Genomic DNA, 25,663 nt, shown 5'->3' with positions numbered 1-25,663 from the left:
CTCCTGTTCGGGCACCGCCCCGACGGGTGCAACAGGTTACCGCCGGGCGTACCCGCAGGTCACTTCGCGGTGGGCGCCGTGCAGACGGCGACACCGGGCTCCCAGACGCTGCCGAGGACCAGGAGGCGGCCGGTCACGCAGACACTGGTGGCCATCCGGAAGCCGGAGCGCTGCCGGGCGAGGTGGTGGACGACGCGGCCGTCGTCGTCGAGGGCCATGACGGCGATGGTTCCCACCGGGCGGTAGGGGGCGTGCACGGCGGCACGGGCGGCCGCCCGTCGCACGGCGGACGGGGTGCGGTGCAGGAGGTCGAGCGGGGGGTTGCGCGGCCCGGCGAGGGCCACCCAGGTGAGATCGCCGTCCCGCCACATGTTGTCGGGCATGCCGGGCAGTTCGGCGAAGAACTCGGCGCGGCCGGCGCGCGGGCCGGTGAGCCAGTACCGGGTCAGCCGGTACGCGCCGGTCTCGGCGACGATCAGAAAGGTGCCGTCGCCGCTCACCGCCAGCCCGTTGGCGAACTGCAACCCCTCGCAGACCACTTCGGGGGCCCGGGCGCCGGGGGCGAGGCGCAGCAGACGGCCGGTGCCGCTGTGCTCGACGATGTCGCCGACCCACTGGTGCAGGGGGAAGCGGCGGCTGGCGACCGTGAAGTACGCGGTGCCGTCGGGCAGGGCGACCACGTTGCTCGCGAACCGCAGCGGCTCCCCCTCGACCGCGTCGGCGAGGACGCGCACCACGCCGTCGGCGAGTCCGACGCGCAGCAGGCCGCGCTCCGCGTCGCACACCAGCAGGTCGCCGTCCGGGAGGAGTTCGAGTCCCAGGGGGCGGCCGCCGGTCTCCGCCAGCACCCGCACCCGGACGGTGTCCGGGTCGCCGAGGCCGTCCAGGCGCAGGATGCGGCCGTCCTCGACGCCGGTCAGGACCCGCCCGTCCGGATCCGTGACCACGTCCTCCGGTCCTCGGCCGCCGACGGCGACGTAGTGGAGGGGGACGAGGCGCGTGGGTCGGTCCATGGGCCCCATGGTGGCAGCCGGCGGCGCTGCCCGGCGACCCGCGAACCGGCCCCGTTTCACCAGCCCTTCTCGAACAGCCGGGCCACCTCGGCGATCCGGATGTCGTCACGCCGGTAGTAGACCCGGTGCCGGATGCGCTTGGTGCGCAGCAGGCCCAGCCGGGTCAGCAGGTCCAGATGGGCGCCGGCGACCCGGCGGGAGACGCCGAGCTTCGCGGCGACGGCCCGGACACTGACGCCGTCCTCGGCGAGGTCCGCGTGGCGCTGGGGAGGGAAGTGGGCCGCCGGGTCCTTGAGCCAGTCCAGAATGTCCAGGCGGCCAGGGCGTGTTGCGAAAGTCCCGCCTGCCTCGCGACGCCATGCACGCCCTCTCGCCGCACCGGGCGAAAGCCGAAGTACATCCAGTACGAAGGCTTCCGCCCGGCGCGCCGAGAGCACGCACCTGACGCCGCGAGGGCCGCCCTTCGGGCGAACGACGGGACTTTCGCAACACGCCCTGGTGCTCTTGGCGTTCCTCAGCATCCGACCGGCCTCCGTCCCTGCCTCCCCGTAGTTCGTGATGCCCACCTTCGCGCAGCCGAAGCCACCACGTCCGGGGCTCGGTGCGCGATGTCCGAGAAGGGACGTCCGGACAGGGCGGAGGGGCCCGGCCGTCCCCTTACGGCCGGGCCCCGTCAGTGGTGGTTCAGCGGTGGCCGAACCACGCCATGGAGGACAGCGCCCTGTCGTCGTAGCCGAACAGGGCCTGGTTCTCCCAGCCGTTGCCCGAGGTGGCGTCGGTCGGGTCCCAGCCGTTGCCGGTGACGGCGGTCCAGGTCGCCTCCCAGTAGAAGACGCCGAGTCCGCGGCCGTTCGGGACGGCCTCCACGATGTTCGCGACGGCGTTCATCCAGGCCAGCTGACCGGCCGCGCTGGCCGGGTAGCCGGTGACCAGTTCGCCGCTGGTGTCTATCTGGTTCTCCAGCGAGTCGTCCTGGGCGAGGGTGAACGGGTAGGCGGTCTCGGCGATGAACACCGGCTTGGCGTAGCGGGAGGCCACGCCGTCCAGGGTGGCCTGGGCGGCGGCCAGCGAGCCGTGCCAGTAGCCGTAGTACGACAGCCCGATCACGTCGTAGTTGATGCCGTAGGTCTTGGCGTTGTCGAACCACCAGCGGACCGTGGCGTCGTCGCCCGCGTTGGCCAGGTGCAGGGCGACCCGGGTGGCGGAGGAGACCGCCTTGGCGGCGCTGTAGCCGGAGTTGATGAGGCCGGCGAGCTGGGACCAGTTGTCGGTGGAGCCCTCGGACCAGAGCATGCCGCCGTTGATCTCGTTGCCGATCTGCACCATGTCGGCGGTGGTGCCCTGCGCCTTCAGCGCGCCCAGGACGTCGTACGTGTGGTTGTACACGTCGGTCTTCAGCTGGCTGTAGGAGTGCCCGGACCAGGCGGCGGGCTTGGTCTGCTTGCCCGGGTCGGCCCAGGTGTCCGAGTAGTGGAAGTCGACCAGCAGCTTCATGCCGGCCGCCTTGACGCGCTTGGCCATCGCCAGCACGTGCGCCTTGTCGTTGTAGCCGTCGGCCGGGTTGACCCAGACCTTCAGGCGGGCGTAGTTCATGCCGGCGTTCCTGAGGATGGTGACCGCGTCCCCGGTGGTGCCGGAACCGGTCTTGTAGACCCCGCCCTTGGCCTCGCTCTTGGCCAGTGACGAGATGTCGGCGCCCTTGACGGCCAGGCCCGTCGAGCCGGCGGCGAACGTCACGTCGTCGACGTTGATCCAGTTGCCCGCGTTGGCGTCGGAGAAGAAGCTGATCGTGCACTGGTTGTCGGTGACCGCGATCGAGGTGACGATCCGGACCCAGCCGGCGGTGGAGACCGGCAGGTCGGTCCGCTGCTCCGCACTGCCGCAGTTCTTCAGGGACATGTAGGCGGCGTTCTGCCCGCCGCTGGAGCGGACCCAGGCGGTGAGCGTGTAGTTCCCGTCGGTCAGCCCCGACAGGTACTGGTACGTCTCCACCTTGTAGGCGGAGGCCGAGTACTGGCTCAGGCGGTAACCGCCGCTGTGGCCGCCGGACTCGGTGTACGAGGCGCCCGTGTCGCCGTACTCCGACCAGCCGGTGGGCGTGGCCACGCCCGTACCGTCGGATTCGAAGCCGCCGTTGGTGAGGGTGGCGGCCGCCTGCGCGGTTCCGGCGGGAAGGGCGGTGAGGGCGAGCCCGGCCAGGAGCGGCAGCAGCAGGGCCCTGATGGTGCGTCTGGGATGGAACATCATCGTCCGTCGTCCCTTCGACGTGACTGGGGAGGGGGTGTCCTCCGGCGGACCGGAGGAGGGCCCCTCCGCCCGCGGCTCTCGTGGCACACGCGGACGGAGGGGAGTCTCGGCGGACCGGGCGCGGCGGCCCGGTCCGCGGCCGGGTCAGCCGTCGAGCCGTACGACCCTGACGCCGCCCGCGGGGACCGCGAGCCGGCCCGCGGCGCGTTCGCCCGTGAGCAGTTCGGTGCCGTGCGCCTCCAGGGGCACCTTGGCGTCGGTGTCGGTGTGGTTGATCGCGAACACGAAGGTGCCGGACTCGCCGGTGCGGCGGACCACCTCGACGTCGCGGGGCAGTTCGGCCCGGGGAGTGATCCGGGCGTCCTCGGCGGCCCAGCCGAGCAGCGCGTCCAGGCCGTGTGCGTCCAGGCGGGTCGACACGTACCAGGCGACGCCCTCCCCCAGCCGGTGCCGGGTGACCGCCGGCCGGCCGGCGGTGAGACCGTCGGTGTAGGTCCAGACGGTCTCGGCACCGCGCGGGACGACGAACTCGGTCCACACGTCGCCGGTGAGCTCGGAGCCTTCGGGGCCGGCCAGCCGTACCCGCTGGGCCTTCAGCAGCGGGGAGAACTCCTCCACGGTGAGGCCCAGGGTCTCGCGCAGGGCGCCCGGGTAGGCGCCTTCGTGGACGGCGTCGTGCTCGTCGACGATCCCGGAGAAGTACGAGACGACGAGGGTGCCGCCGTTCTCGACGTACTCCCTGAGGTTGTTCCCGGCCGCCTCCGTCATGAGGTACAGGGCCGGTACGACGACAAGGGGATAGGCCGACAAGTCGCTTTCCGGGTGGGCGAAGTCGACGGTGAGGTGACGGTCGTAGAGGGCCTCGTAGAAGGCGTCGGCGCGCTCGCGGGGGTCGTGGTCCTCGCTGGGGCGCCACTGGAGGTTCTGCGCCCACCAGGACTGCCAGTCCCACAGGACCGCCACGTCGGCCCGGGTGCGGGTGCCCTTGATCGGGGTCAGGGAGTCGAGGGACGCGCCGAGTTCGACCACCTCACGCCAGACCCGGGTCTCGGTGCCGCCGTGCGGGAGCATCGCGGAGTGGAACTTCTCGGCTCCGCGCCGGGACTGCCGCCACTGGAAGAACATCGCGCCGTCCGAGCCGCGGGCCACGTGGGCCAGGGAGTTGCGGGCCATCTGGCCGGGCGCCTTGGCCGGATTGCGCGGCTGCCAGTTGACGCCCGACGTGGAGTGCTCCAGGAGCAGCCAGGGGGCGCCGGCGGCGACGGACCGGGTGAGGTCGGCGGCCATGGCGAGGTTGACGTGGGTACGGCGGCCGTCGGTGATCAGGTAGTGGTCGTTGGTGACCAGGTCGACCTCGCGGCCCCAGGCCCAGTAGTCCATGGAGTCGCACTGGCTCAGGGCGGTCATGAAGTTGGTGGTCACCGGGACGCCGGGCGAGAGGCGGTGCAGGATGTCCCGCTCCATCCGGAAGTTCTCGCGGATGGTGGCGTCGGCGAACCGCTTGTAGTCGAGGGCCTGGCCCGGGTTGCCGACGGTCGGGGTGGCGCGCGGGGGGTTGATCTGCCCGAGGTCCGTGTAGTGCTGGCCCCAGAAGGCCGTGCCCCAGGCCGCGTTGACCGCGTCGACCGTGCCGTAGGTGTCCGCGAGCCAGCGGCGGAAGTGCGCGGCGCAGGAGTCGCAGTAGCAGGCCGAGACGGGGACGCCGTACTCGTTGTGGACGTGCCAGAGCGCGAGGGCCGGGTGGTCGCCGTAGCGCTCGGCGAGCTTCGTGGTGATGGCGGCGGCGGCCGTGCGGTAGTGGGCGTTGGAGTGGCAGACGGCGCCGCGGGAGCCGAACTCGTGGCGCATGCCCTCGGCGGTGACCGGCAGGGCCTCGGGGTGCGCCCGGTAGAACCAGGCGGGCGGCACCACGGTGGGGGTGCCGAGGTCGACGCGGATGCCGCTCTCGTGCAGCAGGCCGAGGACCCGGTCGAGCCACGCGAAGTCGTACTCCCCCGGCGCCGGCTCCAGCAGGGCCCAGGAGAAGATCCCGACGCTCACCATCGTGACCCCGGCCTCGCGCATCAGCCGGACGTCCTCCTGCCAGACGCTTTCCGGCCACTGCTCGGGGTTGTAGTCCCCACCGAAGGCGAGCCTGGTGAGGCCCCTGGGGCTGGTGTCCGGCATGGATCTCTCCCGTTTAATCGATCATTTGGGAACGTGCACACACATCGTCGGCGGCGTGGGCCCAACATAACCGCACAGCAACAACCATTGACAAGTGTCCGGGATGTTTCTCTACTGTGAACGCTCACAGAGCAGGGCACGGACTCGCGAGGGGCGCGGATCCGGGTCCGAGAACGCTCACAGCATCTGCAGGGCAGGTTCCCGCGACGGGCGGGGACCCAGGTCAGGGGAGAGATCCATGCCGCACACGAAGCGCCGCCGCCTCGTGACAACCGCCGTCGCCGTCTCGCTCGGCGCCACCGCCCTCGCCGCCTGCGGCTCGTCCGACGACAGCAAGGCCGACTCGGGACCGGTCTCGCTGACGTACTGGGCCTGGGCGCCCGGTATGGACAAGGTCGTCGACCTCTGGAACAAGGGCGAGGGCAAGAAGGACCAGATCACCGTCACGGTGAAGAAGCAGGCGTCCGGCGACACCCTGGTCACCAAGATCCTCACCGCGCACAAGGCGAAGAACGGCCCCGACCTGGTGCAGGCCGAGTACCAGGCGCTGCCGACGCTGGTCAGCAACAACGCGGTCGCCGACATATCCAAGTCGGTCGGGGACGCCAAGTCGAAGTTCGCCGACGGCGTCTGGCAGCAGGTCACGCTGGGTACGGACGCGGTGTACGCGGTGCCGCAGGACATCGGCCCGATGATGTTCTACTACCGCGCGGACCTCTTCAAGAAGTACGGCCTGAAGGTCCCCACCACCTGGGACGAGTTCGCCCGGACCGCCCGCGCCCTGAAGAAGAAGGCGCCGGACGTCGACCTCACCACCTTCTCCGCCAACGACTCCGGTCTCTTCGCGGGCCTCGCCCAGCAGGCCGGCGCCAAGTGGTGGACCACCTCCGGTGACAAGTGGAAGGTCGCCATCAACGACGCGGCCACCCAGAAGGTCGCGAAGTTCTGGGGCGGCCTGGTCAAGGAGGGCGCGATCGACAACCAGCCGATGTACACCCCGGCCTGGAACAAGGCGCTGGACACCGGCAAGCAGATCGCCTGGGTCTCCGCGGTGTGGGCACCGGGCACGCTGACCACGGCCGCGCCGGACACCAAGGGGAAGTGGGCGATGGCCCCGCTCCCCCAGTGGTCCGCGGACCAGGACGTCACCGGCAGCTGGGGCGGCTCCTCCACCGCCGTCACCACCGACTCCCGGCACCAGGAGGCCGCCGCCAAGTTCGCCGCCTGGCTGAACACGAACGGCGACGCGCTCAACGCGCTGGCCAAGGAGAGCGGCATCTACCCGGCGTCCAGCTCGGCCCAGCTCAGCGGCGCCTTCTCGAACCCGCCGGAGTACTTCTCGAACCAGGCCGACTTCTACACCGAGGCCGCCAAGATCGCAGGGACCACGGCTCCCTCCGCCTGGGGCCCGAACGTGAACGTCGCCTACACGACCTTCAACGACGCGTTCGGCGCCGCCGCCAAGAACAAGTCGGACTTCGTGACCGCCCTGAACACCATGCAGGACGCCACGGTCGCCGACATGAAGAAGCAGGGCTTCGAGGTCTCTCAGTGACCAGCGCCACCAGCCGGAGGTCTTACGGGGCCAAGGGGGCCCCGTACGCCTTCCTCATCCCCGCGACGGTCCTGTTCGCCCTCTTCTTCGCGCTGCCCATCGGGTACGCGGTCTGGCTCAGCTTCCGCAAGGTGCACGTCTCCGGCCTCGGCCTGGGCGCGGGCGCCCGCAGCGAGGTCTGGGCCGGCCTGGAGAACTACCGCGACGCCCTCACCGACAACGAGTTCTACGCGGGCGCCCTGCGCGTCCTCGGCTACGGCTGCATCGTCGTCCCGGTGATGCTGGGCCTCGCCCTCCTGTTCGCCCTGATGCTCGACTCCGAGCGGGTCCGCCTCGCCCCCTTCACCCGGCTCGCGATCTTCCTGCCCTACGCCATCCCCGGTGTGGTGGCCGCGCTGCTGTGGGGCTTCCTCTACCTGCCGGACGTCAGCCCCTTCTACTACGTCCTCGGCAAGCTGCACCTGCCACAGCCCGGCCTGCTGGACGGCGGCCCGCTGTTCCTGGCCCTGTCCAACATCGCGGTCTGGGGCGGCACCGGCTTCAACATGATCGTCATCTACACCTCGCTCAGGTCCATTCCGGTCGAGGTGTACGAGGCGGCGAAGCTGGACGGCGCCACGCCGCGGCAGATCGCCCTGCGGATCAAGATCCCGATGGTGGCGCCCTCGCTGGTGCTGACCTTCTTCTTCTCGATCATCGCCACGCTGCAGGTGTTCAACGAGCCGATGACCCTCAAGCCCCTGACCAACTCGGTCAGCACGACCTGGAGCCCGCTGATGAAGGTGTACACCGACGCATTCGGCAAGGGGGACATCTACTCGGCGGCGGCCGAGGCGACCCTGATCGCCCTCGCCACGCTGGCCCTGTCCTTCGGGTTCCTGCGGGCCGCGAACCGCCGCAACAAGCAGGAGGCAGCACCGTGAGTTCTCTTGCCGTCCGCAAGGCCGCACCGGCGGCCGGCACGACGCCCGGCACCGCCCAGGGACCGCCGCTGCGCCGCCGCGTCGCCCTGATCCCGACGGCGGTCCTGCTGCTGGGCGCGGTCTACACGCTGCTGCCGGTCGCCTGGGTGGTGATCGCGTCCACCAAGTCCGGCAGCGAGCTGTTCTCCACGTTCACGTTCCTGCCCGGCAGCGGCTTCGCCCAGAACCTCAAGGACCTGGACGGCTACCGGGACGGCATCTACTGGCAGTGGATGGCCAACTCCGCCCTGTACGCCGGTCTCGGTGCCGTGGTCTCGACGTGCGTGTCGGCGGTCAGCGGCTACGCCCTCGCCGTCTACCGGTTCCGGGGCCGCGAGACGATCTTCAACGTGCTGCTCGCGGGCGTCCTGATGCCCCCGGTCATCCTCGCCGTCCCGCAGTACCTGCTGCTGGCCAAGGTGAACCTCACGGACTCCTACCTTTCCGTGCTGCTCCCCCAGATCCTCGCCCCGTACGGGGTCTACCTCGCGCGGATCTACGCCGCTGCGGCCGTCCCCGCCGACGTGGTGGAGGCCGGACGGATGGACGGCGCCGGCGAGTGGCGGATCTTCACCCGGATCGCGCTGCCGATGATGATCCCGGGCATGGTGACGGTGTTCCTGTTCCAGTTCGTGGCCATCTGGAACAACTTCCTGCTGCCGTACATCATGCTGAGCAACGACGAGCGGTTCCCGCTCACGCTCGGGCTGTACACGCTCCTGATGCAGGGCGCGAACACCCCGGCCCTGTACACCCTGGTGATCACCGGCGCGTTCCTGGCCGTGCTGCCGCTGATCGCGCTCTTCCTCGTCATTCAGCGGTTCTGGAGCCTTGACCTGCTGTCCGGGGCCGTAAAGTCATGACCATGAGCAGTAGTGCGGGGGGCCGCCGCAGACCGCCGACGATCCACGACGTGGCCCGTGAGGCCGGTGTCTCACGGGGCACGGTCTCGCGGGTGCTCAACGGCGGGCACTACGTCAGTCCCGCCGCGCAGGAGGCGGTCAACGACGCCATCCGCAGGACGGGTTACGTCGTGAACCGGCACGCCCGTTCGCTGATCACCGGGCGGTCGGACTCGGTGGGCTTCCTGCTGACCGAACCCCAGGAACGGTTCTTCGAGGACCCCAACTTCAATGTGCTGCTGAGCGGTTGCACGAAGGCGCTGGCCGGGCACGACATCCCGTTGCTGCTCATGCTGGCGGGCACGAAGGACGAACGGCGGCGGATCACGCGGTACATCACGGCCGGGCACGTCGACGGGGTGCTGCTGGTCTCCAGCCACTCCGGCGATCCGGTCGCGGAGGAACTGCGCCAGGCGGGGGTGCCGCTGGTCGCCTGCGGCAAGCCGATCGGGCTCGGCTCGAAGGTCGGTTACGTGGCCGCCGACGACCGGGACGGCGCCCGGGACATGGTCCGGCACCTGCTGGCCGTGGGCCGCCGCAGGATCGGCATGATCACCGGCCCGCTGGACACCCCCGGCGGTGTCGAGCGGCTCGCCGGGTACCAGGAGGTCCTCACCGAGGCGGGCGTCGGGATCGACGAGGCGCTCGTCGTGTCCGGGGACTACAGCCGGGCCAGCGGTGCGGCCGGGGCCGAGCGGCTGCTCGCCCGGGCACCGGACCTGGACGCGGTGTTCGTGGCCTCCGACCTGATGGCGCAGGGCGTGCTGACGGTGCTGGAGCGGGCCGGGAAGCGGGTGCCGGACGACATCGCCGTCGGCGGCTTCGACGACTCTCCGGTGGCGACCGAGGTGAGCCCGGCGCTCACCACGATCCGGCAGCCCTGGGACCGGATCAGCACCGAGATGGTGCGGGTGCTGCTCGCGCAGATCGGCGGGGAGGACCCGGCGGCGGTGATCCTGCCGACGGAGCTGGTGGTGCGCGACTCCGCGTGAGCCGGGTCGGTCGGGCGTCGCAAGGGGGTGCCGGGAAAGGCCGTCGGGCGTCTGCCGCGCCGTCGTGGCCGGTCGCGCAGTTCCCCGCGCCCCTGACGGGGCGCGTCGCCGGGGGCCGACAACCGGTCAGGATCGGACAAGCCGCCATGGGCGTCGCCCGCTTAGCGTGGTCCCACCGGCCGAGAACGCGTCGGGACTCGCAGCGCGACAAGGAGAAGGTCTCATGACCGCAGGCATCCAGACGATCGTCTACCCGGTGAAGGACACGGAGCGTGCCAAGGCCGTGTTCGGTGCGCTGCTGGGCGTCGAGCCGTACGCCGACACGCCGTACTACATCGGGTACAAGGCCGCCGGGCAGGACGTCGGCCTCGACCCCAACGGGCACGCCCAGGGGCTCACCGGGCCCACGCCGTTCTGGCACGTCACCGACCTGCGCGAGCGGCTCGCGGCGCTGCTGGCGGCGGGGGCCGAGCTGGTGCAGGACGCTCGGGACGTCGGCAACGGGCGGCTGATCGCCTCGGTGAAGGACGCCGACGGCAACATGGTGGGGCTGCTCCAGGACCCGGTCGCCTGAGCGCAGGACCGTATGCGCCCGCACTAGTTGCACACTCAACGATTGGCTGGATCAGTGCTACCGTGCGGGTATGGCAGTCAAGACGGCGGAGGCCCGGCTCGAAGACCGGTGGCGGGACATCCTGTCGGTGCACGCGCGCACGATGTGCGAGATCGACCGGGTGCTGCATCCGCACGGGCTGGGCGCGAGCGACTTCGAGGTGCTCGACCTGCTGGCCACCGAGACGCCCGCCGAGGGTGACCACTGCCGGGTGCAGAACCTGGTCGGGCGGGTGCATCTGAGCCAGAGCGCGCTGTCCCGGCTGATCGGACGGCTGGAGAAGGACGGCCTGGTGGAGCGGTCGGTCTGTGTCGAGGACCGGCGGGGCGTGTGGGTCGCGCTCACCGCCAGGGGCCGCGCCCTGCACGCGGAGGTACGGCCGTTGCAGCGGGCGGTGCTGGAGCGGATGCTGGAGCCCCCCGCGGACCAGTAGTGCCGCGTCGGACGCTGTCGCTCTTCAGAGGGCGAACTCGATTCCGTCCGGGAGGACTTCGACGCCTTCCGCAGCCACCTGGGCGCGGGCCCCGGAGGCCGGGTCGAGCAGCGGGTTCGTGTCGTCGAGGTGGGTGTAGATCCGGCGGGCGCGCGGGTGGCGGGCCAGGGCGGCGAGGCTGCCGTGCCGGCCGGAGACGGGCAGATGGTCCCTGGCCGCCCGCCGGGGGCCGGAGCGGGCCTTGGCGCCCGCCTCGCCCGCGCTGAAGAAGGTGCCGTCCAGCAGGACGCAGTCCGCCTCCGCGCACAGTTCGTCGGGGCTCTCGCTCCAGGCACCGACGCGGGGCGCGTAGAGCAGCACTCCCCCGGTGGCCAGGTCCTCGATCCGGTACGCCGTGACCCAGCGTCCGTCGCCCTCGGCGAGGCCGGGCGGCACGTACGTCGGGGCCCCGGCGCCCATCGGGTGGGCGGTGACCACCAGCCCGCCGGCCAGCACGAACCCGCCGTCGGCCAGGCTGTCGGCCCACTCCCAGGGGGCGTGGCGGTCGAGGGCGGCACGGGCGGGAGCCAGCACCGTGCGTACCGGCGGGGCCGCGTACACCTTCAGGTCCGGCGCGCCGCGCAGCGCGCTCAGCCCGGTGACGTGGTCGGCCTCCGCGTCGGTGAGCAGCACCCCGCGCACCGGGGTGTCCCGGGCGCCGGGTCCCGGCCACAGCGCGGTGGTGGCGGTGAGCTGGGCGCGGATGTCCGGGGAGGCGTTGAGCAGCCACCAGTCCCGGCCGTTGCCGGTCAGGGCGGCGCACTCCTGGGTGCGGGAGGGCAGCTTGCCGTCCCGGGCGGCGGCGCACAGCGCGCAGGCGCAGTTCCACCGCGGGAACCCGCCGTCGGCCGCGGTGCCCAGCAGGACGACCCTCACGACGATCCGCCCCTCTCGCTCTCCCCGGCCCCTGGTGGGATCTTCCCTCGGGACGGGCCCCGCTACCCGTGGGCGGGGGGAACTTCCGGCCGACCTTCACCGGGCCGCCGGTCCACCGGGCGGCGGGGCGGGATCGGCTCCGACGGGAAGTCGCGCGGGCCGGTCCACAGGGCGGGTACGGCGTCGCAGCGGCGGCACAGCTCGTAGGCGACGGCCTCGTAGTTGACCCGCCAGCCGTGGAAGTGCGGCCAGGCCTCCGCGGTGGAGCGCTCGGCCCGGAAGCCGGTCCTCTCCAGCATGGCCACGGCCGCCTCGAACTCCGCGTAGGTCAGGTGGATGGGGGCGTCCGGGGCCGGGTCGGCCTCGAAGGTCGCCCGCACCGAGGCGGCGATGTCCCGCAGCGCGGTGAAACCGGCGCGCAGCACCAGACGGGCCGCCGGCGGCGCGCTGCCGGGAGCGAGGGCGAGCTGCATGGCCGCCGCGTCCATGACGGCGATCAGGCCGACCAGCCAGCTGCGATAGGGGCGGGGCGAGCGGAACGCCAGCAGGACCGGATAGGTGGCGTGGCTCTCCCCCATGTCCGCTGCCAGCCGCTCCCAGGCCCGGTACAGCTCGGGCAGCGCGGTCTCGGTGTCGACCAGCCACTGCCGGGCGAGGATCTCCGGGCCCCAGGCGGGCTCGCCGGCCCGGGACTGGAGCAGGGTGACCTCCAGTTCGCGGCGGTTGTAGGCCGCGTACAGCGTGGGGAGGTAGGCGATCTGCAGGGCGATGACGACGGGGCCGGTGGCGGCGGCGACGAAGTCCAGCGCGGACAGCCGCAGCCGGGCGCCGCTGGCGAACCCGAGGGTGAACAGGCTGGAGCCCGCCTCCCGGAACGCGGTGCTCCAGGACAGCGGGGAGAACGCGTACAGCAGCATCCCGAAGCCGAGGAACGCCCCGCCCAGCCAGGCGGCGAGCATGCCGACCAGCATCAGGGGGGCGAGCCAGGTCTGGGCGCGGTCGATGGCGCGGTAGCCGCCCCGGTGGGCGAGGAGGCACAGCACCCGCCGCAGGGTCGACCAGAGCCGGTACACCAGCACGGAGTACAGGCCTCTGGGGACCACGAGCGTGCGCAGGATGCTGCGCAGGACCAGGACGAGTACCAGGCCCCCGGCCACCCCGGAGATCCATTCCATGGCGCCATTCTGGCCCGCACGGCGGCCTCCCGGTGACCGGGGCCCTGCGTCGGGTCAGCCCGCCAAGGGGGCGAGCAGGGTCCGCACTCCCTCCGAGGTGAGGGTCAGGGCGTGCGCGGAGCTGCCGTCGATCGCGAGCGAGAGGTTGTCCTCCGGCCACTGCGAGGCGAGCGCGCCCAGCGGCACCACGCGGTAGCGGGAGACGGTCGGCAGCAGACCGGTCAGTTCTCCTTCCGAGGTGAACACGGGGACGACAGGGTCGCCGTCGGGACGTTCCAGGACCGGCAGCGCGATCACCGCGGGGTCGGCCGCCTCACCGGCGTCGTCCGGCACCGGGACGAGCACGTCGCTGTGGGCGAGCGTGTCCAGGGCGGTGCGGTCCTCGGCGTTCGCGGCCAGCGTGTCGAGCGCCCGCTGGGCCGGCGTCGGGAAGTCGTCGTGTGCGGGTGTCTCCATGGCAGATCCCCAGATAGGTGGTGGTACCGGCCGTCTCCGGCAGGTCGCCGGGCGGCCACGGCTCGCGTACCCGATCGACGCCGGGGCATGCGCCCGTGGTCCCGTGCGCCGGGACCGGCGGCGCTGCCGCGCACGCGACGCGTCCGTCCTGCGGGTCCTGGGCCGTCCTGCGGGTCCTGGGCCGTGCGGGGCGGAAACCACCGTCCGGGGTGGCAGGGGCGGAACGGGGGGTGGTGCGGAGGCAGTTCCCGGGGGCACGTGCCTCGCGCTCCCTCACCTGGCATCACTCACCGCCGGTGAGCAGGGGTAGGGCTAGCCGCGGAAGGTGACGCTCCGCATGCGGGCCGTCACTGCCGCGACAGGAGGGAAGGAACGTCATGTCGGTGGAGACCGGTACGGTGCCCGGGGCGGGCGCCGATGGGCGGGAGCAGCAGAGCCTCGGTACCGCGGCGGCACGGAACCTCACGACGACGACCAAGTCCGCACCGCAGATGCAGGAGATCAGCTCGCGGTGGCTGACCCGGACGCTGCCGTGGGTGGAGGTGCCCGGCGGGACGTACCGTGTCAACCGCCGGCTGTCCTACCGGGTCGGGGACGGCCGGGTGGCCTTCGTGCAGACCGGCTCCCGGGTCGCCGTGATCCCCGACGGGCTGGCGGAACTGCCGCTGCTGCGCGGCTTCGGGGACGGCACCGCGCTCCAGGCCCTGGCGGCGCGGTTCGAGCAGCGGGACTACGCGCCGGGACAGGTGATCGTGACGGCGGGGCGGCCCTCCGACCACGTCTACCTGATCGCGCACGGCAAGGTGGAACGGATCACCGAGGGCCCCTACGGCGAGGAGGCGGTCGTCGGGCTGCTGACGGACGGTGACCACTTCGGCGGCCGGGTGCTCGCCGGTCCGGACGGCGCCTGGGAGTTCACGGCCCGCGCCGCGACCTCGACCACCGTGCTGAAACTGCCGTACCGGGCGTACGCGGAGGTGACGGACCAGCACGCCGGCCTGCGGGCGCACGTGGAGTTGGCGAGACACGACGGGCACCGGGACACCAACGCCTTCGGCGAGGCCGCGGTCGCGCTCAGCGCGGGCCATGTCGGCGAGCCGGACATCCCGCACACCTTCGTCGACTACGAGCCTGCGCCGCGCGAGTACGAACTGAGCGTCGCCCAGACGGTGCTGCGCGTCCACTCCCGGGTGGCCGACCTCTACAACCAGCCGATGAACCAGACGGAGCAGCAGCTCAGGCTCACCGTGCAGGTGTTGCGGGAGCGTCAGGAGCACGAGCTGGTCAACAACCGGGACTTCGGCCTGCTCCACAACGCCGACCACGGGCAGCGGATCTCCACCCACGCGGGCCCGCCGACCCCGGACGACCTCGACGAGCTGCTCGGCATGCGGCGCGAGACGACCCACCTGTTCGCACACCCCAGGGCGATCGCCGCGTTCGGCCGCGAGTGCAACAAACGAGGCCTGTACTTCGGCAGTGTCGAGGTGGGCGGCCACCAGCTGCCGGCCTGGCGCGGTGTCCCGCTGCTTCCCTGCGGCAAGATCCCGGTCTCACAGTCCCGCACCTCCTCCATCATCGCGATGCGCGTCGGCGAACAGAACCAGGGTGTGGTCGGCCTCTTCCAGACCGGCCTCCCCGACGAGGTGGAACCGGGCCTGAACGTCCGCTTCATGGGCATCAACGAACAGGCCGTCGCCTCCTACCTGGTCAGCACCTACTACTCGGCCGCCGTCCTGGTCCCCGACGCCCTAGGCGTCCTGGAGAACGTGGAGGTGTCGCGCCGGGACTGAGGCGTCCGTTCGTCGTCGCCGTACGGGTACGACCTGATCGCCGAGCTCTCCGCCGACTGCGTGGCGGGCGGCGGCCGGTCCAGGAGCCGTGGCGACGCGTGCTCCCGGGCCCGGGCCGGCTACTCGGGCCGGGCGGTGAAGAGTTCGGCGAACCGCTCCGCGCCCACGTTGCCGCCGGAGAGGATGACGCCGATCCGACGCGGCAGCGGCGCCACCCGGTGGGCCAGCAGCGCGGCGAGACCGCTGGCACCGCTCGGCTCCACGACGGTCTTCAGCCGCTCGAAGGCGAACCGCATCGCGTCCCGGATCTGATCGTCGCTCACCAGCGAGATGTCGTCCACCAGACGCCGGTTGACGGAGAACGTGAGCTCGCCGGGGATGTCCGCGGCCTGGCCGTCGGCGATGGTCCTGGGCACCGGGACGGAGACCCGCCGGCCCGCCTCCAGGGACCGCTTGGTGTCGTCCCCGGCCTCCGGCTCGACCCCGACGATCCGGATCGCGGGCAGCAGCCCCTTGGCCGCCGTGGCGCTGCCGGCGATCAGCCCGCCGCCCCCGACCGGCACCACCAGGGCGTCCAGCTCGCCTACCTCCTCGATGAGTTCGAGGGCGGCCGTGCCCTGCCCCGCGATCACGTGCGGATGCTCGTACGGCGGGACCAGGGCGAGCCCGCGGTCGGCGGCCAGGGCTTCGCCGATCGCGACCCGGTCGCCGGTGTAGCGGTCGTAGGTCACGATCTCCGCGCCGTATCCGGCCGTCGCCGCCAGCTTCGCGCGCGGGGTGTCCTCGGGCATCACGATGACGGCGGTGGTGCCGAGTTCGCGGGCGGCGAGGGCGACGGCCTGGGCGTGGTTGCCGGAGGAGTAGGCGGCGACCCCCTTGGCCAGCTGTCCGGCGGACAGCCGTGACACCGCGTTGTAGGCACCCCGGAACTTGAACGCGCCGATGCGCTGGAGGTTCTCGCACTTCAGGAAGACCTCGGCGCCGACCAGCTCGTCCAGGGTGCGCGAGCGCAGCACGGGGGTGCGGTGCGCGACCCCCTCGATCCGCGCGGCCGCGTCGCGCACGTCCCGGAGGGTCACGGGCGGGGTGTCGGGCATGTTCGTCCTCCGTTCGACGCCGGTCGTCGTCTAGAATTATTGTCTATCATTTGGACGTAAAGTCCAGACCCGACCGGAGCGGGGGCACCGATGCCACACGGATCGGCACGAGAGGCGGGCGACGAGGCCGGGGCGCGGGCCGAGCAGGACGCGATCATCGCGGCGCTGGCCCCGGTCGTCGACGGCATCGCGGCGACCTTCGGAACCTTCTGCGAGGCCGTCGTCCACGACTTCCGCCGCCCGGAGCGGTCCGTCGTCGCCATCGCCGGGTCGGTCACCGGCCGGGGGGTCGGCGGGTCGATGAGCGAGATCGGCATGAAGCTGCTGGCCGCCGGGGACGAGGCGGCCGACGAGCTGAACTACCTGACCCGTACCCGGGACGGAAAGCTGGTCAAGTCCTCCACGATGGTGCTGCGCGACTCGGCCGGCACCGTGTTCGGGGCACTGTGCGTCAACCTCGACGTCACGGTCGTCAACCAGATGCACGCCCTGGTCGGCGGCCTCGCCGGGGTCTCCCCCGAGCCCGGGACGGCGCCGACCACCACGTTCGGCGACGACATCACCGCCGTACTGGACTCCGTCGTCGACGCCCGCCAGCTCCACCGGAACAAGCCGTGGCACCAGCTCAGCCGGGCGGAACGGATCGAGCTGTTCCAGGACCTGGACCGGCAGGGCGTCTTCGCGGTGCGCGGCGCGGTGCGGCAGGTCGCGACGCGGCTCGGCATCTCCCGGGCCTCCGCCTACAACTACCTGGCCGCGGCCCGCTCCGGCTGAGCTGCCGTCCGGTCACCCGATCTCGACCACGCGTGCCCAGCCGGGCGGTTCGTCCGGTATGTAGCCGTCCTCGCTCCAGGTCCTGCCGTACCGCCTCGGGAACAGGCCCACCACCGTCCGGCACGGCGGCTGCGCCTCGGGCCAGGGCGTCTGCCCGTCGGTCAGGGCCACCACGACGTCCGGCGCCGGGCGGGACCGCAGCGCTCTGGCGAAGCCGGCGCGCAGGTCCGTACCGCCGCCGCCCACCAGGGGGATGCCCTCCGCCCGGCACAGCGGGTGCGCGGTCCGGGCGGCCGCGTCGCAGGACACCACGGACACCAGGTCGCGGCGGCCGCCGACGGCACGGGAGATGGCGGCCACCTCCAGCAGGGCACCGCCCAGTTCGGCGTCGCTGACCGAAGCGGAGGTGTCGATGACGACGCAGACCCGGGGCGGCCGGCGGCGCAGGGCGGGCAGCACCACCCCGGGCAGGGCGGCCGAGCGGCGCGCGGGGCGTCCGAAGCTGTAGTCGTCGCCGGCCCCCGCGGCCGAGACCGCCGAGCGGACCGCCGCTCCCAGCAGCTCCCGCCAGGGCTGCGGTGGGTGGAAGGCCTCCTCCGCCCAGCGCCGCCAGCCGTCGGGGGTGGTGCCGGGGCGGCCGGTGATGGCCTGCGCGACCCGGAACCGGACCCCGTCCCGCTCCTGCTCGCTGAGACCGTGCGCGCCGTCGGGCCCCAGGTCCCACTCCCGCTCCCGGCCGTCGGCGCCGCTGCCGCAGTCCAGCCAGGTCAGGTCCTGGGTCAGCGGTCCCAGCCGGAACTGCCGCAGGTACTCCTCCATCAGCAGGCCCTCGTCCAGCCTCAGCGTCCGCGGCCGGACCGCGCCCCGGGGACGGGCCAGGCCGTCGCCGTAGGCGTCGTCGTTGATCTCCAGGTCCGCCGCGATGTTCATCCGCAGCCGCTCACCCGGCCCGGTCAGCCCGCGCTCCCGCGCGACCCGGTCACTGCGGGTGTGGTGGTCGCGCAGCAGGTGGGACACCTCGTGCACCCATACCCCGGCCAGGTCCTCCACCGGCATCCGGGCCACGAACGCGGGCGAGACGTAACAGCGCCAGTGCCGGTCGACGGCCATGGTCGGCACCCGCCGGGAGACCACGACGTGCAGGGCGAACAGGGCGGTGGCGAGGTACGGACGAGCCCGTACGGCCTGCAACCGGGCCGCGTACAACTTGTCCAGGTCCAGGTCCAGGTCCGGGGCCACGTCCCGGTCCGGGGCCGGGTCCGGGGCCACGTCCGGGTCCGGGGCCCGGGCCGGGGCCACGTCCCGGTCCGGGACCGGGTCCGGGTCCGGGACCGGGACCGGGGTCGGGGTCGGGGTCGGGGCTGGGGCCGGGGCTGGGGCCACGTCCCGGGCCGGGATCGGGGTCGGGGCCACGTCCCGGGTCGGGGTCGGGGTCGGGGTGTCGGGTGTTGTGGGTGGGGTCATCGGGTCGCCTGGGCCGCGACGCGGGCGGCGGCCCGGTCGGCTCGCCGGGAGACGCTCACCGCTCCGGCGAGCCGCTCGACGGCCGCCGGTACGTCCCAGTCGTCCCGGCGCAGTGAGGCGAGGGTGGTGGCCGGGACCACCACCAGGTCGGGGGCGCCGGTGTCCAGGGCCCGCACCAGCAACGCCCAGGCGGCGTCCCAGCGGGCCCGGTCCGGTCGCTCGCGGACCGCGGCGACCACCCCGTCCAGCACGGCCTGGCGCAGGTCACCGCGTTCGGGCAGGTCGGCGGCGGCCGGGTCGGCGAGCAGCAGCTCGGGGTCGGGGAGCTCCAACCGGTCGACGGTCGCCAGCAGTTCGAGCCCGGGACCGTCCCCGACCGTCCCCCTGACCAGCAGGGAGAGCACATCCCGTGAGGAGCCGGCGGCGTACGCGAACGCGACCAGACGCAGTGTCATGTCCCAGCTCCGGGGCGACGGCCAGGCACCGCCACGCCGCACCTCTCCGCTGGGCAGGCGGTGGACGAGCGTGGGGCGGGTGGCGAGCAGCCCGCACACCGCGCGGCGCGCGAAGTCCACGGCGGCGGGCAGCCGGCCGGGGTCGAGCCGGGGCAGGGTCGCCCGCGGCCAGGTGCCGCCGAGGCCGCGTACGACGACCTCGTGGTCGTGGGCCCACTGGAGGTGCACGAACCGGTTGGCCAGCGGCGGGCTGAGCTCCCAGCCGTCGGCCGCCGAGGACCGGGGGTTGGCGGCGGCCACGATCCGTACGCCGGGCGGGAGCCGCAGGGCGCCGACGCGACGCTCCAGGACCAGCCGCAGGAGGGCGGCCTGCACGGCGGGCGGCGCGGTGGACAGTTCGTCGAGGAACAGCAGGCCGCGGCCCGCCGCCACCAGTCGTACGGCCCAGTCCGGCGGAGCCATGGGGACGCCCTGGACGGCGGGATCATCCCCCACGACGGGCAGCCCGGAGAAGTCGGACGGCTCGTGCACGCTGGCGATCACCGTGGTCAGGGGCAGGTCGAGGGCGGCGGCCAGCTGGTGGAGGGCGGCGGTCTTGCCGATGCCGGGCTCGCCCCACAGCAGGACGGGCAGATCCGCGGCGACGGCGAGGGTGAGCGCCTCCAGCTGGGTGTCCGGGCGGGGTTCGGTGGTGAAGGTGCCGAGCAGGTTCAACAGGTGGTCGGCGGTGTCGAGTTGGTCGGATACGTGGGTGGGCATGTCTGAATCACCTCGGGGTGTGGGAGGGCAAGGGGCAGGGTTCGGCCCCCGGACGGCGTTTCAGCGCCAGGCGGCGGGGCGTGGGCCGAGGCGCGGATCGTGCGGGGACCGGTGGCGCCGGGTGCGGACCGGTGCGGGGCGGGATCCGGTGAGACCCGCCCGGTAGAGGCCGTACGCGATCCGGCGGCGCGCCGCCGACTCCAGGGCCTCCTTCAACGGGCCGTCGCGCAGGGCGGCTTCGGGTCCCAGCAGCCCTTCGACGACGGCGAGCGCACCGGCGATGTCCCCGTGGTCGAGGCGGTCACGCACACCGGTGAGGCAGTCGGGGCGGCGGTGCGCCTCGTCGATGGCCCGCAGACAGGGCAGCGGCGGTCCGCCGAGTGCCACCAGCAGTTCCTCGCGCCGCAGTTCGTCCGGGGAGTGGTCCAGCGCGGACAGCACCCCGTCGACCAGCCCGATCCGGTGCCGGACGCCCCGGCACTCCACGAGACGCGGCTGCCCGCCCGGTTCCCGCTCCGGGGTCCGGACGGCCGGCACCTGACCGGGTACGAGCGCGGTGGCGACCAGCGGATGCAGCCGTCCGGCGTCGATCAGCCCGGCGCGCAGCAGCTCCAGGTCCGGGAGCAGCCGGGTGGCCGCGTCCGGCAGCACGGCGACCGCGCCGCCGCCGGTGCCCGGGCCGGTGGTCACCGTCCCGTCGGGCGCGAGGTGCAGTGCGAGCCACCGCCGGCCGCCCGGGCGCACCGCCACGGTGCCGCTGTCCTGCCCCTCGGCACGCAGTACGACCCTCGCCTCGTCCGGCCAGCGGTGCGCGGCGCACAGCGTGAGCCGGTCGGCGCCCGCGCGGGTGCGCAGTTCGCCGGCGACGCCGGCGTCCCACAGGTGGCGGTGCAGATCGAACCGGTACCGACGGCTGGGACGCGGATGGGGGTGCCCGCGGGCCGCGGGCTCGCCGAGCCTGCCGTCCCAGACCGCGAGGCTGACGCGTTGCCCGGCATCGGCCCAGGCGGGCGGTGTCCGCACCACCAGGTGCAGGGGCCTTCGTCCGGTGTCGTAGCGGGCGAGCGGCATGGTCAGCCCGGGGCGCAGCAGGCCTTGGGGGGCGATCCTCGGCAGGTGCCAGCGCAGCAGGTCGGGGGCGAGCCGGCGCAGGTCGGCGCGGATCCGGTCGCGGACGTCCCGGCCCCGGTCGCGGGCCAGGGTGCGGAGGTCGAGGTCGATGTCGAAACCGGCGGCGGCGCAGGCCCCGGCCCAGTCGCCGGTCTCCCGGCGGGCGGTCGCGGTCTCGATCATGGCGGGCGGCACGGCGAACTCTCGCACGCGCCGCCAGAGGGTGAGGCGGGTGTTCCCGTCCGTGAGGTGAGTGGCCATCAGCACTCACCTTGCGTGGACGGGACCCCCAATCTGTCAACAGAGTGAGTGGTCATCGCCGGGAGCATACGACGAGCCGATCCCGGCGGGCCAGACATTTACGCGACCGCCGTCCTGGCGGCTGCTCAGTCCTTCTTGACCGCCACCCCGCCGTAGAAGCCGATCTGTTCCGAGCCGGCCGGCGGAGTGGTCTCCGGTCGCCAGAACGGGACCTGCGCGACGCCGGGCTCGACCAGGTCGAAGCCCTCGAAGAACCGCTCGACCCGGTCCCGGGGGCGCAGGGTCATGGTGGCGGTGGCGTTGTTGTAGACGGCCTGGGCGTCACTGCGGTCGGCGAAGTCGGCCGTGGCGTGCGAGAGGACCAGGAAGCTGCCGGGCGGGAGGGCGTCGCGCAGGGTGGCGACGATCCGCTCGGGCTCCTCGTCGTCGCGCACGAAGTGCAGGATGGCGACGAGGAAGAGGGCCACCGGCCGGCCGAAGTCGATGACGCGCCGGACCTCGGGGTGGTCCACGACGGACCGCGGGTCGCGCAGGTCGGCGAGGACGATACTGGTGGAGCCGGAACGGCTGAGCAGTGCGTCGCCGTGCGCCTTCACGATCGGGTCGTTGTCGACGTAGGCCACGCGCACGTCCGGCGCCAGTTGCTGGGCGACCTCGTGGATGTTCGGCGAGGTGGGCAGCCCGGTGCCGACGTCGAGGATCTGGCGGACGCCGCTGTCGACGACGTGGCGGACCGCCCGCTGGAGGAACGCCCGGTTGGCCCGCACCCCGATGAAGACCTCGGGCGCGACGGCGGCGAGCCGGTCGGCGGCCTGGCGGTCCACGTCGTAGTTGTCCTTGCCGCCCAGCAGGTAGTCGTAGATCCGCGCGGGATGCGGTTTGCTGGTGTCGATCTCCACGGGCCGTATGCCGTCCTGCGTCACGTGCGCTCCTCTCGACGGCCGCCGGGCCCCCCTTGGCACACCGACGGCAGGCGACAGCTTTCCACACCAACTCCACTGCTCGCGCACCGAGTTCCGCAGCCCCACAGGTCACAGGGGGCACAACCGTCGCTCCGACCGGTGGGCGGAGTCGCCCGAGCCGGACCGACCTGACTACCATCGGGTCCAGGTGTCCGGGCAGGTGTCCCGGTTTGGTTGGGGGTTTCGTATGGTTACCGGTCGTGTGGTGCGGTTCGACAGCTCGCGCGGATACGGGTTCATCGCTCCGGACGGCGGCGGCGAGGACGTCTTCCTGCACGTGAACGACATGCAGATGCCGGAGTCCTACGTCCGCCCGGGGGTGGCCGTGGAGTTCGAGATCGAGAGCGGCGAGCGCGGGCCGAAGGCGTCCGGCGTCCGGCTCGCCCGGGGAGCCGACGTCAGGACGCTCGGCCCGGACGACGACTCACTGTGCGACCTGCTCAGCGCCGAGGAGTTCACCCGCGAGGTGACCGAGACGCTGCTGGCGTCGGCGCCCACCCTGACCGCCGAGGAGATCGTACGGGTCCGCGGCGCCCTGGCCCAGTTCGCGAAGAACCACGGCTGGATCGAGGGCTGACCCGCCCGGGCGGCTCCGGGGAGGAAGCGGGTCGCGGTCAGGACGCGAACGGTACCTGGGGCTTCGGGGTCTCGGTGCGTCCGGCGGGGTGCCGCCACAGACCGTCCGCGGCCAGCCGGGGCAGTACCCCCTCCCCGAACCAGTACGCCTCCTCCAGGTGCGGATAGCCGGACAGCACGAACTCCTCGATCCCCAGCGCCGCGTACTCCCTGATCCGCGTGGCGACCTCGTCGTGCGAGCCGACCAGCGCGGTGCCGGCGCCACCGCGGACCAGCCCGATGCCCGCCCAGAGGTTGGGGTGGATCTCCAGTGCGTCCCGGCGGCCTCCGTGCAGGGCCAGCATCCGCTGCTGGCCCTCGGACTCGCTGCGGGCGAGCCCGGTCTGCACCGACCGCACCGTCTCCGCGTCGAACCCGGCCAGCAGCCGGTCGGCCTCCGCCCAGGCCTGCGCGGACGTGTCCCGGGTGATGACGTGCAGCCGGATTCCGAAGCGCAGCCTGCGCCCCCGGCGCTCCGCGAGCCCCCGGATCCAGGCGATCTTCTCGGCGACCTGGGCCGGTGGCTCGCCCCAGGTCAGATACACGTCGACGTGGCGGGCCGCGACCTCGCCCGCGAGCGGCGAGGACCCGCCGAAGTACACCTCCGGCACCGGATCGGGCACCCGGGCCAGCCTCGCGTCCTCGACCCGGAGGTGCTCCCCCGCCAGATCGACCGTCTTGCCCTCCCACAGCCCCCGTACGATCTCCAGGAACTCCCCGGTGCGGCGGTACCGGTCGTCCTTGCCGAGGAAGTCGCCGTAGGCCCGCTGCTCATGGCTCTCGCCGCCGGTGACCACGTTGAGCAGCAGGCGTCCGCCGGTCCCCCGTTGGAAGGTGGCGGCCATCTGCGCGGCCAGCGTCGGCGAGACGAAGCCCGGCCGGAAGGCGACCAGGAACTTCAGCCGCTCGGTGTGCCGGCTGACCATCGCCGTGGTCAGCCAGGCGTCCTCGCACCAGGCGCCGGTGGGGGTGAGCGCGCCCACGAAGCCGAGGTCCTCCGCGGCCTGGGCGATCTGGCTCAGGTAGGCGACCGTCGGCGGCCGGTCCCGGCCGGACGCCGTCGCCGGGGTGCCGTGGCCGCCGCCGACGACATGGCGGCTGTCACCGTTGGTGGGCAGGAACCAGTGGAAGGTGAGGGACACGGGAGGTCTCCGTTCGTCGGTGGCCGTCAGAGCAGGCCGTGGCGGGGCGGCGGCGTGCCGTTCAGCACGTACCGGCCGATGTGCTGGATCTTCCAGCGGGCCGGATCGTGCAGCGTGTGGGTGCGCGCGTCGCGCCAGTGCCGGTGCAGGTTGAGGGAGTCGAGGGCGGAGCGGGTGCCGGACACCTCGAACAGCGCTCCGGCGACCTCGACGGCGGCACCGGCCGCCGTGACCTTCGCGGCGGCCACGGCGATGGACGCCTCGGCGGCCGAGGCGTCGGTGAGGTCGGCGCCGGCCGCGTCGACCGCGCGGGCGGCCTCCCGGAGCAGTGCCTCGGACGCCCTTACCCGTACGGCGAGTTCGCCGAACCGCTGGATCAGCAGCGGGTCCTCGGCGGCGGTCTCCACTCCGCTCTCGAACCAGGGCCGGCTCCTGGTGCGGACGAACTCGACGGCCTCGGCCAGGGCTCCCCCGGCGATCCCCACGTCGATGGCGGCATGCAGCAACTGAGCAACCGCGCCGTGGAGTTGCGGACCCCGGAAGGTCAGGTGGTGGGGCAGTACCCGGTCCCCCGGCACGGCGATGCCGTCCAGCCGGACCGTCCCGCTGGCGGTCGTGCGCTGCCCCATGCCGTCCCAGTCGTCGACGACGGTGACACCGGGAGCGTCCCGGGGGACGTAGGCCACGTGCAGGTCGTCGTCCTCGGCACGGGCCAGGACGGGGATCCAGTCGGCGAAGAGCGCGCCGGTGGAGTAGTGCTTGACTCCGGTGAGCAGGTAGGAGCCGTCGCCGCGGGGCTCCAGCCGGGTCCGGATGTCCTGGACGTGTTGCGTACCGGCCTCGGACTGGGCGTTGCCTAGGCGACTGCCCGCCAGCAGCTCGGCGAAGAAGAACTTCCGCTGCTCCTCGGTGCCCTGACGGCGGATCACGTTGACGTAGACGAAGTGGCTCTGCGGGATCTGGGCGAGGCTGGCATCGGCCGACGCGAGGATCCGGAAGATCTCCGCGAGGGTGCCGGCCCCGACGTCGGCGCCGCCGTGCTCGGCAGGCACCGTCACCCCGAGCAGGCCGGAGGCGGAGAGCCGGTCCAACTCGGCGCGTGGCAGCTGGCGTTCGGCGTCCCGCTGGGCGGCCCCGGCGCGGAACTCCGCGGCCAGGGCCGTCGCGACGGCGAGCGCCTCCGTGTCGTCGGCGATGATGTGCGCGGTCACCGGTCAGCCCGCCACGGCGAGGACGGGCGTCCGTCCGGCGAGCGCGGTGGAGAACTGGTCGACGACCGGCGTGAGGGCCGCGGCGGCGGCCGGCGCGAGGGCGAGGGTGCCGTCCTCGCGGACGGTGATGTCCTTGTCGAGGGTGAACCAGCCCTGCACGATGTGGGCGGCGCCCATCGAGTTCAGGACCGGGCGCAGCGCGTAGTCGATGGCGAGGACGTGCGCGACCGAGCCACCGGTGGCCAGCGGCAGCACGGTCTTGCCGGTGAGCGCGTACTGCGGGAGCAGGTCGAGCAGCGCCTTGAGGACACCGGAGTAGGACGCCTTGTAGACGGGGGTGCCGACCACGACCCCGTCGGCGCGGGCGAACAGTTCGGTCGCCTCGACGATCGCGGGGTGCCGGAAGTCGGCGCCGAGCAGCGCCTCGGCGGGGATGGTGCGGACGTCGAGCGGGATCACCTCGTGGCCCTGGGCGGTGAGCCGCTGGTCGAGGTGGCGCAGCAGCCGTCCGGTGCGGGAGGAGGCGGAGGGACTGCCGGAGACGGACAGGACGGTGGCCATGGAGCTGCCTCTTTCTGGTGGTCCGGGCGC

Annotated in this window: 24 protein-coding genes; 9 read left to right on the top strand and 15 right to left on the bottom strand. The window is 72.8% G+C overall.

Going from position 1 to position 25,663, the window contains the following annotated elements; all coding sequences use genetic code 11:
* Positions 1-59 precede the first annotated feature (59 nt).
* From AB0G52_RS21870 to AB0G52_RS21855, 4 genes are all read right to left on the bottom strand, one after another.
* Positions 60-1,013 (bottom strand): SMP-30/gluconolactonase/LRE family protein, encoded by a 954-nt coding sequence (locus AB0G52_RS21870; RefSeq protein ID WP_132887529.1) that lies wholly within the window; start codon positions 1,011-1,013, stop codon positions 60-62.
* A 56-nt stretch (positions 1,014-1,069) separates the two neighbouring features.
* Positions 1,070-1,327 (bottom strand): ArsR family transcriptional regulator, encoded by a 258-nt coding sequence (locus AB0G52_RS21865; RefSeq protein WP_132887702.1) that lies wholly within the window; start codon positions 1,325-1,327, stop codon positions 1,070-1,072.
* A gap of 370 nt (positions 1,328-1,697) precedes the next feature.
* A complete protein-coding gene (locus tag AB0G52_RS21860) occupies positions 1,698-3,257 on the bottom strand; it encodes a glycosyl hydrolase 53 family protein (RefSeq protein ID WP_361338090.1) in 1,560 nt (519 codons plus the stop codon).
* Positions 3,258-3,404: 147 nt separating this feature from the next.
* Positions 3,405-5,426: a beta-galactosidase gene (locus tag AB0G52_RS21855; protein ID WP_361337990.1), complete on the bottom strand. Its 2,022-nt coding sequence runs from the start codon at positions 5,424-5,426 to the stop codon at positions 3,405-3,407.
* Between the two features lie 238 nt (positions 5,427-5,664).
* Between AB0G52_RS21855 and AB0G52_RS21850 the strand changes: the two genes are divergently transcribed.
* From AB0G52_RS21850 to AB0G52_RS21825, 6 genes are all read left to right on the top strand, one after another.
* Positions 5,665-6,981, top strand: a complete 1,317-nt coding sequence (locus tag AB0G52_RS21850) for an extracellular solute-binding protein (RefSeq protein ID WP_132887527.1) — start codon at positions 5,665-5,667, stop codon at positions 6,979-6,981.
* Positions 6,978-7,904 carry a sugar ABC transporter permease gene (locus tag AB0G52_RS21845; protein ID WP_132887526.1) on the top strand — a complete coding sequence of 309 codons (927 nt, stop codon included), beginning with the start codon at positions 6,978-6,980 and terminating at the stop codon, positions 7,902-7,904. The genes AB0G52_RS21850 and AB0G52_RS21845 overlap by 4 nt, the downstream gene beginning before the upstream one ends.
* On the top strand, positions 7,901-8,806 hold the full coding sequence (locus AB0G52_RS21840; protein ID WP_132887525.1) for a carbohydrate ABC transporter permease: 906 nt from the start codon (positions 7,901-7,903) through the stop codon (positions 8,804-8,806). Before AB0G52_RS21845 ends, AB0G52_RS21840 begins: the two co-directional genes overlap by 4 nt.
* The gene (locus AB0G52_RS21835) at positions 8,803-9,837 is read left to right on the top strand and encodes a LacI family DNA-binding transcriptional regulator (RefSeq protein WP_132887524.1); all 1,035 of its coding nucleotides are present in this window, start codon (positions 8,803-8,805) and stop codon (positions 9,835-9,837) included. Before AB0G52_RS21840 ends, AB0G52_RS21835 begins: the two co-directional genes overlap by 4 nt.
* A 223-nt stretch (positions 9,838-10,060) precedes the next feature.
* Positions 10,061-10,411, top strand: a complete 351-nt coding sequence (locus tag AB0G52_RS21830) for a VOC family protein (protein ID WP_132887523.1) — start codon at positions 10,061-10,063, stop codon at positions 10,409-10,411.
* 70 nt (positions 10,412-10,481) lie between these two features.
* Positions 10,482-10,883: a MarR family transcriptional regulator gene (locus tag AB0G52_RS21825; RefSeq protein ID WP_132887522.1), complete on the top strand. Its 402-nt coding sequence runs from the start codon at positions 10,482-10,484 to the stop codon at positions 10,881-10,883.
* 24 nt (positions 10,884-10,907) lie between these two features.
* Here AB0G52_RS21825 and AB0G52_RS21820 read toward each other — a convergent pair whose 3' ends face one another.
* From AB0G52_RS21820 to AB0G52_RS21810, 3 genes are all read right to left on the bottom strand, one after another.
* Positions 10,908-11,798, bottom strand: a complete 891-nt coding sequence (locus AB0G52_RS21820) for an MBL fold metallo-hydrolase (RefSeq protein ID WP_361337986.1) — start codon at positions 11,796-11,798, stop codon at positions 10,908-10,910.
* A gap of 62 nt (positions 11,799-11,860) precedes the next feature.
* On the bottom strand, positions 11,861-12,973 hold the full coding sequence (locus AB0G52_RS21815; protein ID WP_132887520.1) for a hypothetical protein: 1,113 nt from the start codon (positions 12,971-12,973) through the stop codon (positions 11,861-11,863).
* A gap of 54 nt (positions 12,974-13,027) precedes the next feature.
* Positions 13,028-13,429 (bottom strand): SseB family protein, encoded by a 402-nt coding sequence (locus AB0G52_RS21810; RefSeq protein WP_132887519.1) that lies wholly within the window; start codon positions 13,427-13,429, stop codon positions 13,028-13,030.
* Positions 13,430-13,806: 377 nt separating this feature from the next.
* On the opposite strand from AB0G52_RS21810, the gene AB0G52_RS21805 reads away from it, so the two are divergent.
* On the top strand, positions 13,807-15,222 hold the full coding sequence (locus AB0G52_RS21805) for a family 2B encapsulin nanocompartment shell protein (protein WP_361337983.1): 1,416 nt from the start codon (positions 13,807-13,809) through the stop codon (positions 15,220-15,222).
* Positions 15,223-15,341: 119 nt separating this feature from the next.
* Here AB0G52_RS21805 and AB0G52_RS21800 read toward each other — a convergent pair whose 3' ends face one another.
* Positions 15,342-16,319: a threo-3-hydroxy-L-aspartate ammonia-lyase gene (locus AB0G52_RS21800; RefSeq protein WP_132887517.1), complete on the bottom strand. Its 978-nt coding sequence runs from the start codon at positions 16,317-16,319 to the stop codon at positions 15,342-15,344.
* A gap of 90 nt (positions 16,320-16,409) precedes the next feature.
* Here AB0G52_RS21800 and AB0G52_RS21795 point away from each other — a divergent pair, with 90 nt between their 5' ends.
* Positions 16,410-17,093, top strand: a complete 684-nt coding sequence (locus AB0G52_RS21795) for a PAS domain-containing protein (RefSeq protein WP_132887516.1) — start codon at positions 16,410-16,412, stop codon at positions 17,091-17,093.
* Between the two features lie 12 nt (positions 17,094-17,105).
* Here AB0G52_RS21795 and AB0G52_RS21790 read toward each other — a convergent pair whose 3' ends face one another.
* The 4 genes from AB0G52_RS21790 to AB0G52_RS21775 all read right to left on the bottom strand — a co-directional run bounded on the left by AB0G52_RS21790 (position 17,106) and on the right by AB0G52_RS21775 (position 22,065).
* Entirely contained in the window at positions 17,106-18,557 is a 1,452-nt protein-coding gene (locus AB0G52_RS21790; protein ID WP_361337981.1) for a VWA-like domain-containing protein, read from the bottom strand.
* Complete coding sequence (locus tag AB0G52_RS21785; protein ID WP_132887515.1) at positions 18,554-19,771, bottom strand: MoxR family ATPase; 1,218 nt, start codon at positions 19,769-19,771, stop codon at positions 18,554-18,556. The genes AB0G52_RS21790 and AB0G52_RS21785 overlap by 4 nt, the downstream gene beginning before the upstream one ends.
* Positions 19,772-19,831: 60 nt before the next feature.
* Positions 19,832-21,142, bottom strand: a complete 1,311-nt coding sequence (locus AB0G52_RS21780; protein WP_361337979.1) for a hypothetical protein — start codon at positions 21,140-21,142, stop codon at positions 19,832-19,834.
* Between the two features lie 125 nt (positions 21,143-21,267).
* Positions 21,268-22,065 (bottom strand): SAM-dependent methyltransferase, encoded by a 798-nt coding sequence (locus AB0G52_RS21775; protein ID WP_132887513.1) that lies wholly within the window; start codon positions 22,063-22,065, stop codon positions 21,268-21,270.
* 226 nt (positions 22,066-22,291) lie between these two features.
* Here AB0G52_RS21775 and AB0G52_RS21770 point away from each other — a divergent pair, with 226 nt between their 5' ends.
* A complete protein-coding gene (locus tag AB0G52_RS21770; RefSeq protein ID WP_358973666.1) occupies positions 22,292-22,681 on the top strand; it encodes a cold shock domain-containing protein in 390 nt (129 codons plus the stop codon).
* A gap of 37 nt (positions 22,682-22,718) precedes the next feature.
* On the opposite strand, the gene AB0G52_RS21765 is transcribed toward AB0G52_RS21770, so the two are convergent.
* From AB0G52_RS21765 to ssuE, 3 genes are read right to left on the bottom strand one after another with little or no spacing between them, the layout of a single operon-like run.
* Complete coding sequence (locus tag AB0G52_RS21765) at positions 22,719-23,861, bottom strand: LLM class flavin-dependent oxidoreductase (RefSeq protein WP_361337977.1); 1,143 nt, start codon at positions 23,859-23,861, stop codon at positions 22,719-22,721.
* A gap of 26 nt (positions 23,862-23,887) precedes the next feature.
* Complete coding sequence (locus AB0G52_RS21760; protein WP_361337975.1) at positions 23,888-25,072, bottom strand: SfnB family sulfur acquisition oxidoreductase; 1,185 nt, start codon at positions 25,070-25,072, stop codon at positions 23,888-23,890.
* A 3-nt stretch (positions 25,073-25,075) separates the two neighbouring features.
* Positions 25,076-25,633 carry an NADPH-dependent FMN reductase gene (gene ssuE, locus AB0G52_RS21755; protein ID WP_132887509.1) on the bottom strand — a complete coding sequence of 186 codons (558 nt, stop codon included), beginning with the start codon at positions 25,631-25,633 and terminating at the stop codon, positions 25,076-25,078.
* Positions 25,634-25,663: the final 30 nt, after the last annotated feature.

Source organism: Streptomyces sp. NPDC021562 (genome assembly GCF_040640875.1).
Lineage (GTDB): Bacteria > Actinomycetota > Actinomycetes > Streptomycetales > Streptomycetaceae > Streptomyces.
Note: the sequence above shows the minus strand (reverse complement) of the source record. Positions and strands in the feature narration are given on the sequence as shown.